We start from the raw sequence: 12,799 nt of genomic DNA on the forward strand, positions 1-12,799 counted from the left end.
GTTTTCATATTTTTATAATCTTCAAAGGATAAAAAAATAGTTATATATTTATCCTTTATCTTCTCAACTATATCATTTAATAACGTGGTTTTTCCACTCTGTCTTGGTGCAGATACTGTAAAGTATCTCCAGTTTTCTATATGATTAAGTGATTCTGCCATTATATCCGGTCTTTCAACATAATAACATGTTTTCTTATCAACAGGTCCTGATGTACAAAACGTCCTCATCATTTCCACCTCCACACAGTAAATAGGCATAAATATTATATCACAATATGCTTATTCTAATTTAAACAAATATTTTAAAAATTTCAAAGAAACACATTTAAGTTTTTTTATTGTCTTTTTTCTATATGAAATGGAAAATTTTTTCATTTTTTCTTGTTTGGAATGTAAATATTTTCATGAGAGAATGAAAACGTTGAAATTTTATAAGGGGGGAATCTTATGAAAAAAGTTATGGTAACCTTGGGAATATTGGTATTGTTAGTAAGTACTTTTTTTGGTGCAAGATATGCAAGGAATGAAACTTTGTACGTTGGGGGAGGATTATGGGAACCACCAAGTAACTGGAATCCATTCCTTCCATGGGGTTCAGTCTCAGGGACGATAGGGTTAGTTTATGAAACACTTTTCAACTATGATCCAATTACAGGTCAAATGGAACCATGGCTTGTAAAAGATGGAAAATGGGTAGATAAAAACACATATGAAATAACATTAAGGGATAATTTAAAATGGAGCGATGGGAAAAAATTTACAACTCAGGATGTGAAATTTACATTTGAGCTTGGTAAAAAATATGAAGATGTTTATTATCACAATCTCTGGGAAAGTCTTGACAGAATTGAGCTCGGAAGCAACAATAAAGTAAGATTCATTTTTAAAGAACCATCTTATCATTCATGGGAAGTAAATTTATACAGTATTCCTATTTTGCCAGAACACATATGGAAAAACAAATCAAAAAATGAAATCATAGAAGGTGCAAATGAATATCCTGTTGGTTCTGGTATGTATAAGGTCGAAGGCTGGAGTCAGGATAGATGTATCTTTGTTAGAAATGACGATTGGTGGGGTAATGAAGTATTTGGAAAACCCGTTCCAAAAAGGGTAATTGAAATTGTTATTTCAAGTAACAACGTTGCACTTGGTATGTTATTACAGGGAACTCTTGATTGGAGTAACTTCTTCCTTCCTGGAATACCAAGACTTGCAAAAATTTATGAAAATATTAAAACATGGTATAAAGAATCTCCATATATGTTATCTTCAAGTACAGCATATTTATTCATGAACACAAAGAAACCACCTATGGACAATGCACAATTCAGAAAAGCCGTAGCTTATGCAATTGATAAGCAGAATATAGTTAATAAAGTTTATGAAAATCAGGTTATTGCAGCAGATTCACTTGGTTTCTTGCCAACACCTGCATGGAAAAAATACGAAGACAAAAAGGTTTTAGAAAAATATGGATTTAATTATTCACCAGCAACAGCAAAGAAATTATTGGATGAAGCAGGATATGTAGATAGAAACGGTGATGGCTGGAGAGATTTGCCAGATGGTAGCACAATTGATTTATTAATAGTTGTTCCATATGGCTGGACAGACTGGATGGAATCAGTAAAATCAATTGCTGAAGATTTAAGAAAGGTTGGAATTAAAGCTGAAGCAAAGTTCCCTGATCAGGGTAAATATGAAGAAGATATGTCAACAGGAAACTTTGATATGCTCATTAATGATTACGGTTCAACAAGTTCTGTTTCGCCATGGACATTATTAAATTTTGTAGCAAATCCATTGATTATGGATGAAATGTGGGATGGAAACTTTGGAAGATATGAAAATGAAAAATTGTTCTCACTTATAAAAGAAATAAACAAAACACCTTTCTCAGAAGAAGCAAAATTAAAGGAATTATTCTCAGAAGCAGAAGAAATCTTATTAAAAGAAATGCCAGCAATTCCTGTATGGCACAACGGATTGTGGTTCCAGGCAAGTACTTATGCATGGGAAAATTGGCCAGATGAAAATAATCCTTATGGTTATCCATGTAGCTGGCCAGGACAATGGCAGTTTGGAGCAGTAAAAATCTTATTAAACTTAAAAGCTAAGTAATTATAAGTTTCTTCATATACTTTGTCCTCAATATTTCGGCTGTCAGGCCACCTGGCAGCCTTTCCTGATTACCCTGTTTTTTTACTTCGTTTGGAGGTGCCATTAATGAATAGTTATTTAAAGAAAAAGTTTTCAATATACTTTTTAACCTTTTTTGTAGCAATAACAATTGACTGGGCAATACCCAGATTCATGCCAGGTAATCCTGTTGCATTGCTTATGGGCAGATTTGCAGCAATGCCAGGTTCAAGACAATTAATGATGTCTTACTTCACTGAAGCATTTGGATTAAACAAACCACTTTTAACTCAATATATAGATTTCTGGAAAGCCTTCTTTCACGGTGATCTTGGCGTAAGTTTATATCTTTATCCAAAACCTGTTATGGAAGTAATAAAAGAGGCTATTCCATATGATTTAATGTTATTATTGCCATCAATATTATTAAGCTGGATTGTTGGGAATAAACTCGGTGCTTATGCAATAAAGAATAAATTCGTGGAAAAGGTTATTATTCCTCTTTCTTACTTTTTTACAGCAATGCCATACTTCTGGTTTGCTATTATTTTAGCCTGGTTTTTAGGTGTTGTAAATCCTATATTTCCAATTTCAGGTGCTTATAGTTATTCAATAAATCCTGAATGGTCTGTAGATTTTATCCTTGACTTTCTTTCACACTGGATATTGCCATTTTTATCATTATTTATGGTAATGCTTGGCGGTTGGGCTATAGGTATGAGAAATATGATTATTTATGAAGTTGAATCAAATTACTCAAGATATATGAGAAGTTTAGGATTATCTCAGCGTTTGAGATTAAATTATGCATACAAAAATGCTTTGCTTCCACAAATTACAGGTCTTGCTTTACAATTGGGAACAATAGTTGCAGGAGCCTTAACAACAGAGGTTGTTTTTTCATATCCCGGAATTGGTTATTTATTATTACAGGCAATTTTACATCAGGATTATTTCCTTATCCAGGGTTGTTTCTTATTTATAGTTCTTGGTGTATTAATAGCTAATTTTATTGTTGATATAGTTTATGTATTAATCGATCCACGTGTAAAAGCTTCATTTGTAGAAGGGGCGTGAGGAAATGAAAGAATGGTTGAAAAATCATGAAGGGTTATATTATACCTTTACAAATAGACGTGTAATTTTTGGGAGCATTGTATTGATATTTTTTGTTTTACTTGCAATAATTGGACCAATGATTGCAAAATTTGATCCGCTTGATACCTCAAGCATGCCATATTCTCCGCCAAATCCCACCAACTGGCTTGGAACAACAACCTTTGGTCATGATATATTTTCACAACTTGTCTATGGTTTAAGAAGTTCATTATACCTTGGAATAATAGGCGGTGGAATTGCTACAATAGTAGGACTTATAATTGGATTTATATCCGGCTATTTAGGAGGATTTTCAGATGAGTTCTTAATGATGATTACAAATATCATGATGGTAATTCCTACTATGGCATTACTGATTATAATTGCAGCTTATTTACCATATAGAGGCGTTACAATAGAAAGTATAATAATTGGTTTAACCAGCTGGCCGTGGACAGCCCGTGCTGTAAGATCACAAACACTTTCATTAAAATCAAGGGAATTTGTACAGCTGGCTAAAATTACAGCGGTAAAACCCATGAAAATAGTTTTTAAGGAAATAGCACCAAATATGATGTCTTATGTGTTTATGGTATTTATCCTTCAATTTGGAGGAGCAATATTATCGGCAATTGGACTTGATTTTATAGGTCTTGGTCCAACAAGGGGCGTTTCACTTGGAACCATGCTTCAACAGGCTGTATTATGGAGTGCTATTCAATTAAAAATGTGGTGGTGGGTTGTTCCACCAGGATTGGTAATAACAATCTTTGTAGGAACATTGTTCTATGTAAATACAGGATTAGACGAAGCATTTAACCCTCGTCTCAGGAAACAGTGAGGTGGTATGATGAACCCATTATTAGAGGTAAATAATCTAAAAGTTTATTATAGTACATTAAAAGGTGAAGTTAAGGCTATAGACGGTGTTTCATTTAATCTACATGAAGGTGAAGTTTTGGGAATAGCTGGAGAATCAGGTTGTGGAAAATCCACACTTGTTAATTTCTTTGTATTCCCATATGAGCCAATGCATTACGCCGGAGGCAGTGTAAAATTACGGGGAATGGAATTAACAAATCTGGCAGATAAGGATATGAATAAGATTCTCTATAAAAAGATTTCCATAATTCCTCAATATGCTTTAGATGCACTATCACCAACAAAAAAGATTAAACGTATAATCACGGATTTCCTTGCTGAACATGGTTATCAATATGATGCAAAAAAAGTAGAAGAACGTCTTGAAATGGTGAATCTTGACAAAAGTGTTTTAAACAGATATCCTGTAGAGTTATCCGGTGGGATGAAACAAAGAGTGGTTATGGTTATTTCAACTTTACTCGATCCAGATATTTTAATTGCAGATGAAGTAACCTCGGCTCTGGATGTTAGCTCGCAAAAGTTTGTAATTCAAATGCTTGAAAAGTTTATGCATGAGGGAATTGTAAAATCAATAATGTTTATAACCCATGATATTTCAGTATTATATCAAATTGCCAACAGAATTATGATTCTATACGCAGGGCATGTCGCTGAAATAGGGCCCACAGATGAAATAATAAAAAATCCAAAACATCCATATACAAAAGCACTTATAGATTCATTACCAAAGATGAATATAAAATTTGAAGAACAAAGACTTAAGAGCATTCCTGGACATCCACCAATGTTATTGAATCCACCTTCAGGATGCCGATTTGCAGATAGATGTCCAGTTGCAATTGATAAATGTAGAAAGGCTGTACCTCAGGAAAAAAGAATTGGAGAAAATCATTCTATATATTGCTGGAATGCTGGAGATGATTTAAATGATTAAAATTAAAAATTTATCTAAAACCTTTTCAAGTGGATTTATAAAAAAAGAATATGTAAAAGCGGTGGATAATGCTACATTTGAAATAGAAGATGGAAAAATTGTTTCACTTATAGGAGAATCAGGAAGCGGAAAAACTACAATTGGAAAGTTAATATTAAAATTGGTAAAACCTACTGAAGGCGAGATATTATATAAAGATAGAAATATATATGATTATAATCCCATTGAATATTATAGAAATGTTCAGGGTGTTTTTCAGGATCCATTTGCATCATTCAATCCCATTTATAAAATAGATAATATATTCGATATGCTCTTTAATAGCTTATACAATGAAATTCCAAAAAGCGAAAGGCTTGGAAGAATTGAAAAATCACTTAAAGATGTGGGATTAAATCCAAAACATATTATTGGAAAGTATCCTCATCAATTATCTGGAGGACAATTACAAAGATTATTAATAGCAAGGGCTTTAATACTTGAAAGCAAATTCCTCGTTGCCGATGAGATTATCAGTATGCTCGATGCATCAACAAGGGTTGACGTTTTAAATATTCTTGGAGATTTAAAATATAAAAATAAAATGAGTATTTTATTTATTACACATGATTTATCCCTTGGATATTACATAAGCGATTGGATGCTTATTATGTATAGGGGAACTATCGTAGAAATGGGAGATACAAAGGAAATATTTTCCAATCCTTTGCATCCATATACACAAATGCTTTTTGATTCAGTACCAACTCTGGATAAAAAATGGGATGATTCAGAAACAAGCACAGAAACAGGTGAAGAACCACCGAAAACAGGTTGTAAATTCGCACACAGATGTCCTTTTGCAACAGATAAATGTAAAACATATAATATGGAAAGCTATACAGTTAATAAAAATCATCAGGTAAGTTGTATAAAATTTGCCAACAAAAATAATTGAGAGGTGATAAGATGTTTAAAAATGATTTTTTATTTGGTGTTTCATTATCAGGAATGCAATTTGAAATGGGCTCAATAAAGGATTTAGACGATAGAACAGATTGGTATAAATGGACTACAGATAAGATGAATATAATAGCGGGAATTGTTAGTGGAGATAGAGCTGAAAATGGCTCCAATTACTGGAATCAATATGAAGAAGATCATTCAAATATGGTGAAATACGGAATGAATGCTATTAGAATTGGCGTTGAATGGTCAAGAATATTCCCTGAAAGCACAGAAAATATATTTGCAAAGATTGAGCGCGATGGTGATAAAATATATAATGTAGAGGTTACAGAAGAAACAATTTCTGAATTAGAAAAAGTTGCTAATATGGAAGCCGTTGAACATTATAAAAAGATATTAAAGGATTTGAAAAATAAAGGAATTCATGTTATACTGGATTTAACCCATTTCAGTTTACCTGTATGGCTTCATGATCCTATAAAAGTTCAAAGAAAAGGTTTATGGAATGTTAAGGAACAGGGGTGGGTATCAACATTATCTGTAACAGAACTTGCTAAGTTTGCAGGTTTCTGTGTAAAACACTTTGATGAATTTGTAGATGAATGGAGCAGCATGAATGAACCACAAATTGTCTCCTCTCTTGGATATCTTCTGGTAAAATCAGGATTCCCACCAGCATATCCAGATGAAAAAGCATATAAATTAAGCATGATAAATCAGGCTCAGGCACATGCAAGAGCATATGACGTTATAAAAAAATACACAGATAAACCTATGGGACTTGTATACTCATTTACACCTGTTTATCCAGAAAGTGATGAAGCTGGAGACTGTGTGGCAAAAGCTCTTGATTTCTATAACTTCTGGTTTATGGACATGATTACATATGGAAATGTAGACGGTGAAATAAGGGAAGATATGAAGAACAAAATCGACTTTATAGGTGTCAACTATTATACAAGAGCTGTTATTGCAAAAGATGAAAACTCAGAAGAAGGATGGACTGTATTAAGCGGCTATGGCTACGATTGCGAACCATATTCAAAATCAAAAGCCGGATTTCCAACAAGCGAAATGGGCTGGGAAATATATCCAGAAGGAATATACGAGGTTTTAAAATTCCTCAATGAAAGATATAATTTAAGAATGATAGTTACGGAAAATGGAACAGCGGATTCAGAAGATAGGGTAAGACCTTTCTTTGTATTATCTCATTTAAATCAAATTGAAAAAGCCGCTGAAGAAGGAATAAAAATAGAAGGATATCTTCACTGGTCATTAATAGATAATTTCGAATGGGCTGAAGGATTCTCAAAGAGATTTGGACTTATGAAGGTTGATTATGAAACTAAAAAACGAACACCAAGACCAAGTTTATTGGTATATGCAGATATTATAAAAAATAAAACTACAAAGCATTTAATTGACAGTGTTTTCTATATGAAATGATTTAAGTTAGGAGGCGTTTTGCCTTGAAAATAACCATAAAAGATGTTGCAAGAGAAGCCAATGTTTCCATTGCAACGGTATCCAGAGTATTAAATGGAACAGGTAAGGTTAATAAAAAAACAAAAGAACAGGTATTAAAAGCTGTTAAAAAGCTTGGTTATAAAACTTCCACAATTCCACTGGCACAGGATCTCAAGATTATAGGGATCCTCGTGCCGGATCTTTTTGCATATCATTATAGTGAAATTATAGAAGGAGCTACAGAAACATTAAGAAAAAATGGTTATGGTTCTATAATTGCCACATTTAATGGTCGTATTCTCGAAGAAGAGGTTGCAATTGAATACTTTTTTACAAGAAGGGTATATGGAGTAATAGTCTGCACATCAGAAGAAGATGATGAAAAATTAAGAAGATTACTCGATATAGCCATTCCAGTGGTTACTGTAGACAGAGAAAATACTGATTTCAGGTTTGACTCTGTAAACATAGACAATTATCTTGGTGGAAAAATGGTTGCAAAATATTTACTGTCAAAAGGACATAAAAAATTCTTACACATTACCGGAGATATTGATTTATACTCAATTAGATATAGAAGAGACGGCTTCAAATATCAAATAGAAAAATCTGGTGGAAGAGTAAATGTTCTTGAATCAAGCTTTACAACAGGAACAACTTATAAAAAGCTAAAAGAATATATAAGAAAAAACGGTGTTGATTTTACAGCAATATTCACATCAGACGATTTAATTGCTCTTGAAACATTAAAGGTATTATACGATGAAGGAATTAAAGTGCCTGATAATGTTTCAGTAATGGGATTTGATGATGGTTATATGGCACAATTTAGCATTCCACCATTAACAACAGTAAAACAGCCAAGAAAAGAAATGGGAAAAATGGCTGCAAGATTGTTAATTGATAGGCTAAATCCCGAAAAAAGAAATAGCGTTGTTAGAAAAATGATGATGTCCCTTGAAATAGTTGAAAGGGAATCTGTAAAAAATATTGAGAGGTGATTATATGGAAAAAATAGGTGTTGTTATTGATTCAGGTTGTGACCTTCCAAAAGATATAGCTGAAAAACATAATGTAAGAATTCTTCCTTTACGAACATTTATAAATGGTGAAGAATATGAAGACGGGACATTTAGTGAAGAATTTCTCTTCGAACATTTAGATGAAGATGTTAAAACATCACTGCCAAAACCAGAAAAAATTAAAGAAACTATGGAAAATATGATTAATGAAGGTTATAAAAAAATTCTTACATTTAACATTTCACATGGTTTAAGCGGCTCTTATAATATATTTACAATGGTATCAAGGGAATTAAGGGAAAAATATCCAGATGTAAGAATAGAAAATATCGATACACTAAATATTTCCATTGGTTCAGGTATTATAGTATATAGAGCTTTAGAATATATAGAACATGGTTTTTCATATGATGAAATACTGGAAAAAGTGAAAAAAGACATTAATAACGCTACTGTATTTTATGTTATCCCAACATTAAAATACCTTGCAAGAGGAGGAAGGATAGGAAAGGTTTCTGCTGCTATTGGAAACTTTCTCGATGTTAAGCCTATAATTTCTGTTAACGAAGAGGGAATCTATTATACAGTGGCTAAAGTAAGAAACATTAGAAGGGCTGTTAATGCCATGTATGAAGAATTCTTAAAATTCGTTGGGGAGAGGGATTTTTATGCTGTTGTTAGTATTACAGGAAAATCAGAAAAGGCTGTATCTTTGCAGAACATGTTATTTTCAAAAATGAGAGCACTTGAAAATTCTTTAAAGGTTTTTATGTGGGATGTTTCTGCAACATTGGCTGTTCATACAGGACCGGATCTTGTTGGAATTGGAATTTTAAGGATATAAAATTTTTATCATAGGTGATACAGATGAAAAAAGGATTTTATTTCCTATTGATAATTATTATCATCTTAATTCTAATATCCTGCGAAAAAGGAGAAAAAGATATGCAAAACAACTATACATTACATAAGGATATCACCGTTACAATATTCTGGGTTGGAGAAGATGCCAGCGAAGAAAATGGCTATATCACCAACACTCCAAGCGCATGGGACGAAAAATGGACAGAGCATTATGGCGGCATAGATGATCCAGATAACAGAAACGGTTATTATCCTGCAGGATTTATCCCAAAAGAAAATCCATTCTATTTTGCTTTACCATATAATGATTTCGATGAAAACGGAAATAGAAAAAAAGAAGCATATGAAATTATTCCATGGGCCAAAGAAAAGAAATGGGGAAATCTGGAATCTATGTGCAAAAACAGATGGATAAAGATAATAAAAGGCGATAAAGTCGCTTATGCACAATGGGAAGATGTTGGCCCATTTAATGAAGACGATAAAGAATATGTTTTTGGAAATTCAAAACCTAAAAATACCATAAACAATTATGCAGGATTGGATGTTTCACCTGCTGTAAGGGATTATCTTAACTTAAAAGACATTGATAAAATAGACTGGCAATTTGTTGATGAAAAAGACGTTCCAGATGGTCCGTGGAAAGAAATAATTACAACAAGTCAAATATACTGGGAATAAAGAAAAAGGTCCGGATAAAACCGGACCTTTTATTATTAGCTATTTATTATATTATGCATTACCTGCTATATCAATTTCAGAAATAATTACTGATGGTGCTATTGTACTGCTAAATGAAATCCACATATCGTTTCCTGCTTCTTCAATCTTTGATAATACATCAAGGAAATTACCGGAAATTGTAATCTGTTCCACACCACTTACTATCTTACCGTTTTCTACCTTTAATCCCTGTGCTCCAAGTGAAAATTCACCGGAAATAGGATTTGCACCTGAATGTAATCCTTCAAGAGAAGTAATTATAATACCGTCTCCCAGAGTTTCAACAAGTTCATCAAAATTTTTCTTTCCAGGTTCAAAATACATATTAACAGGTGCAATACCTCTTCCAAGGGCATTACCTGTAGATTCCTTTCCCTCTTTTTTAGCTGTTTTTAAGTTATATAAAAATGTTTTAAATACACCATTTTCAAGTATTGTTTTTTCCTGTGTAGGAACACCTTCACTGTCAAATGGAGCATTGTTTAAAGAACCTTCATAATATGGAATATCTTTAATATTTACAATATCGCTTCCAATCTTTTCACCAAGTTTTTCCTTCAATGGTGACATATTTTTCTGTGCGTTTTCAGCTGAAATCATAGGAATAAGCATAGTTGCCAATAAACTGGTAAATTCGTCACTTCTAATAATAACCCTATATTTCCCGCTTTTCACTGATTTTGAACCTATTTTGGCTATAGCCTCTTCAGCTGCTCTTTTTCCAATTGCTTCAAGGTCTAATTTTTCAGGTTTTGGGGCAATTCCAAACCAGAATCCTGATCTTGGTGATTCGTCTTTTGCCACAACTGAAGCATATGCATATCCGCCATCACCTTTATAACTTTTCTCCAATCCCAATGTATTTGCAATAATAATTTCAGATGTTTGGTGAGCAAACATTGCCATTGGAACCATCACAATTCTTTCATCTTTACCTGCTGCTTCTGACATTTTATATAATCTATCCAATTTTTCCTTTACGCTTAACTTTTCAAATTCACCATAATATGATTCAAATTCAGAATACTTCCCAGAACCGTCATAAAAAAGATTTTCTTCTTCTGAATCTATTATTTCATAATTTGTAATTGCTTCTTCCACTAACTTTTCAGGAGTATCAAATATCGTTGTTGAAGCTGTTCCTATCTTTCCATCCTTTAATACCGTTAAAGAAATTGAATTGCTATTTGCATCTTTATACTCATCCAATTCTCCATTGCCCAATCTTAAAGAAAATTCATATGTTCCATTATATGAAATCTGTGCTTCAAAACCTTTTTCTTTTGCTAATTTAAATGCTTTATCTTTAAATTCATTGAATGTCATTTATTTCGCCCCCCAACGATAATTTCAGAAACCCTTATTGTTGGCTGTCCTACATCAGCAGGAATGCTTCCTGAAATGGAACCACACATTCCCTGACCACGTTTTATATCGTTTCCAACCATATCTATCTTTTGAATTATTTCATAACCTTTTCCTATTAATGTTGCTCCCCTAACTGGTTTTGTTATTTTACCGTTTTCTATTAAATATCCTTCATTAACTGCAAAATTAAATTCTCCTGTTGATGGATTTACAGAACCTCCACCAAGTCTTTTTGCATATAATCCATATTCTGTATTTGCTATTATTTCTTCTGGGTGATAATCACCTGGCAAAATAAATGTATTTGTCATTCTTGAAGTTGGTGCAAATGTATAATCCTGCCTTCTTGCGCTACCAGTGGATTTCATACCCATTTTTCTTGCACCAAGCTTATCTATCATATATCCTTTTAAAATACCATTTTCAATTAATACATTCCTCTGTGTTGGCGTTCCTTCATCATCTACATTTAAAGAACCCCATGCATTTGGAATTGTTCCATCATCAACTGCAGAAACGCATTCTGCTGCAACCTTTTCTCCCAATTTACCTGCAAATACAGATGCGCCTTTTGCTACAGCTGTTGCCTCTAAAGCATGTCCAACAGCTTCATGGAAAATAACACCACCAAATTCATTTGAAATAACAACAGGATATTTCCCAGCTGGTGCTGGTTCTGCCTTAACCATTCTTGCAGCTGTTCTCGCAGCTACCTTTCCAGCTTCTTCTACATCTATAACATTAAAAAATTCAAATCCCATTCCTGCTCCAGGGCCATAAAATCCTGATTCCATAACGCCATTATGTTCTGCAACAGCATTTATCATTAATCTTGTTCTTACCCTATTATCTTCAACAAAAACACCTTCTGAGTTTGCTATTAATACATTTTGATCATATTCCCAATAATATACAACTACCTGAGATATCAAGTCTGAGTAATTTTTTGCTGCATTATATGCTCTCTTCATTACAGCAACCTTTTTTCTTTTTGAAATATCTTCAGGATACAAAAATACAGGATGTTTATTTTCATATTCTGTTTTGTTTAAATTTAAAACAAGGTCTTCTACCTTTATTTCACCAAGAGCTTCTCCAACTCTTTTGGCTACACTTAATAATGACTCTCTTGAAAGATCATTGGTATATGCATATACTGCCTTTGTTCCTAAAAATCCTCTAACCCCAACTCCAAATCGATTCCCTGTTGTTGCACTTTCAAGACTTCCATTCTTCATAGTAAAGTTATTTGTATATCTTTTCTCAACAAATACTTCGGCAAAATCTCCGCCGTGTTTGAGAACGGTTCCTATAATATCCTGTACAAGCTCTTTACTTAACAC

12 protein-coding genes are annotated in these 12,799 nt (G+C 33.1%); 9 read left to right on the plus strand and 3 right to left on the minus strand.

What is annotated here, in order from left to right; translation table 11 throughout:
- Positions 1-230, minus strand: a 230-nt coding sequence (locus tag XO11_RS05045) for an AAA-like domain-containing protein (RefSeq protein WP_175418258.1), incomplete at its 3' end; no start/stop codon positions are given.
- A 219-nt stretch (positions 231-449) separates the two neighbouring features.
- On the opposite strand from XO11_RS05045, the gene XO11_RS05050 reads away from it, so the two are divergent.
- The 9 genes from XO11_RS05050 (at position 450) to XO11_RS05090 (ending at position 10,046) form a co-directional block, all read left to right on the plus strand.
- Entirely contained in the window at positions 450-2,126 is a 1,677-nt protein-coding gene (locus tag XO11_RS05050) for an ABC transporter substrate-binding protein (protein ID WP_075780464.1), read from the plus strand.
- Positions 2,127-2,231: 105 nt separating this feature from the next.
- The gene (locus XO11_RS05055) at positions 2,232-3,221 is read left to right on the plus strand and encodes an ABC transporter permease (RefSeq protein ID WP_014296510.1); all 990 of its coding nucleotides are present in this window, start codon (positions 2,232-2,234) and stop codon (positions 3,219-3,221) included.
- A 4-nt stretch (positions 3,222-3,225) separates the two neighbouring features.
- Positions 3,226-4,083 carry an ABC transporter permease gene (locus tag XO11_RS05060; protein ID WP_175418259.1) on the plus strand — a complete coding sequence of 286 codons (858 nt, stop codon included), beginning with the start codon at positions 3,226-3,228 and terminating at the stop codon, positions 4,081-4,083.
- 9 nt (positions 4,084-4,092) lie between these two features.
- Positions 4,093-5,061: an ABC transporter ATP-binding protein gene (locus XO11_RS05065; RefSeq protein ID WP_014296512.1), complete on the plus strand. Its 969-nt coding sequence runs from the start codon at positions 4,093-4,095 to the stop codon at positions 5,059-5,061.
- Positions 5,054-5,998, plus strand: coding sequence for an ABC transporter ATP-binding protein (locus XO11_RS05070; protein ID WP_014296513.1), 945 nt, complete (start codon positions 5,054-5,056; stop codon positions 5,996-5,998). Before XO11_RS05065 ends, XO11_RS05070 begins: the two co-directional genes overlap by 8 nt.
- Before the next feature lie 11 nt (positions 5,999-6,009).
- Positions 6,010-7,458, plus strand: a complete 1,449-nt coding sequence (gene bgaS / locus XO11_RS05075) for a beta-galactosidase BgaS (RefSeq protein WP_075780465.1) — start codon at positions 6,010-6,012, stop codon at positions 7,456-7,458.
- A gap of 23 nt (positions 7,459-7,481) precedes the next feature.
- On the plus strand, positions 7,482-8,480 hold the full coding sequence (locus XO11_RS05080; RefSeq protein WP_175418260.1) for a LacI family DNA-binding transcriptional regulator: 999 nt from the start codon (positions 7,482-7,484) through the stop codon (positions 8,478-8,480).
- Between the two features lie 4 nt (positions 8,481-8,484).
- Positions 8,485-9,345 carry a DegV family protein gene (locus XO11_RS05085; RefSeq protein WP_014296516.1) on the plus strand — a complete coding sequence of 287 codons (861 nt, stop codon included), beginning with the start codon at positions 8,485-8,487 and terminating at the stop codon, positions 9,343-9,345.
- 23 nt (positions 9,346-9,368) lie between these two features.
- Positions 9,369-10,046 carry a hypothetical protein gene (locus tag XO11_RS05090; RefSeq protein ID WP_175418261.1) on the plus strand — a complete coding sequence of 226 codons (678 nt, stop codon included), beginning with the start codon at positions 9,369-9,371 and terminating at the stop codon, positions 10,044-10,046.
- A gap of 51 nt (positions 10,047-10,097) precedes the next feature.
- Here XO11_RS05090 and XO11_RS05095 read toward each other — a convergent pair whose 3' ends face one another.
- Positions 10,098-11,414 carry a TldD/PmbA family protein gene (locus XO11_RS05095; protein WP_175418262.1) on the minus strand — a complete coding sequence of 439 codons (1,317 nt, stop codon included), beginning with the start codon at positions 11,412-11,414 and terminating at the stop codon, positions 10,098-10,100.
- On the minus strand, positions 11,411-12,799 hold the full coding sequence (locus XO11_RS05100) for a TldD/PmbA family protein (protein WP_014296519.1): 1,389 nt from the start codon (positions 12,797-12,799) through the stop codon (positions 11,411-11,413). Before XO11_RS05100 ends, XO11_RS05095 begins: the two co-directional genes overlap by 4 nt.

This window comes from Marinitoga sp. 1138 (genome assembly GCF_013363265.1).
GTDB lineage: Bacteria > Thermotogota > Thermotogae > Petrotogales > Petrotogaceae > Marinitoga > Marinitoga piezophila.

Bases quoted from the DNA above. Each gene is read 5' to 3' on its own strand.
- XO11_RS05095 (WP_175418262.1), bottom strand. From the start codon at position 11,414: ATGACATTCAATGAATTTAAAGATAAAGCATTTAAATTAGCAAAAGAA.
- XO11_RS05065 (WP_014296512.1), top strand. From the start codon at position 4,093: ATGAACCCATTATTAGAGGTAAATAATCTAAAAGTTTATTATAGTACA.
- XO11_RS05085 (WP_014296516.1), top strand. From the start codon at position 8,485: ATGGAAAAAATAGGTGTTGTTATTGATTCAGGTTGTGACCTTCCAAAA.
- XO11_RS05060 (WP_175418259.1), top strand. From the start codon at position 3,226: ATGAAAGAATGGTTGAAAAATCATGAAGGGTTATATTATACCTTTACA.
- XO11_RS05050 (WP_075780464.1), top strand. From the start codon at position 450: ATGAAAAAAGTTATGGTAACCTTGGGAATATTGGTATTGTTAGTAAGT.
- XO11_RS05070 (WP_014296513.1), top strand. From the start codon at position 5,054: ATGATTAAAATTAAAAATTTATCTAAAACCTTTTCAAGTGGATTTATA.
- XO11_RS05055 (WP_014296510.1), top strand. From the start codon at position 2,232: ATGAATAGTTATTTAAAGAAAAAGTTTTCAATATACTTTTTAACCTTT.
- XO11_RS05090 (WP_175418261.1), top strand. From the start codon at position 9,369: ATGAAAAAAGGATTTTATTTCCTATTGATAATTATTATCATCTTAATT.
- bgaS (WP_075780465.1), top strand. From the start codon at position 6,010: ATGTTTAAAAATGATTTTTTATTTGGTGTTTCATTATCAGGAATGCAA.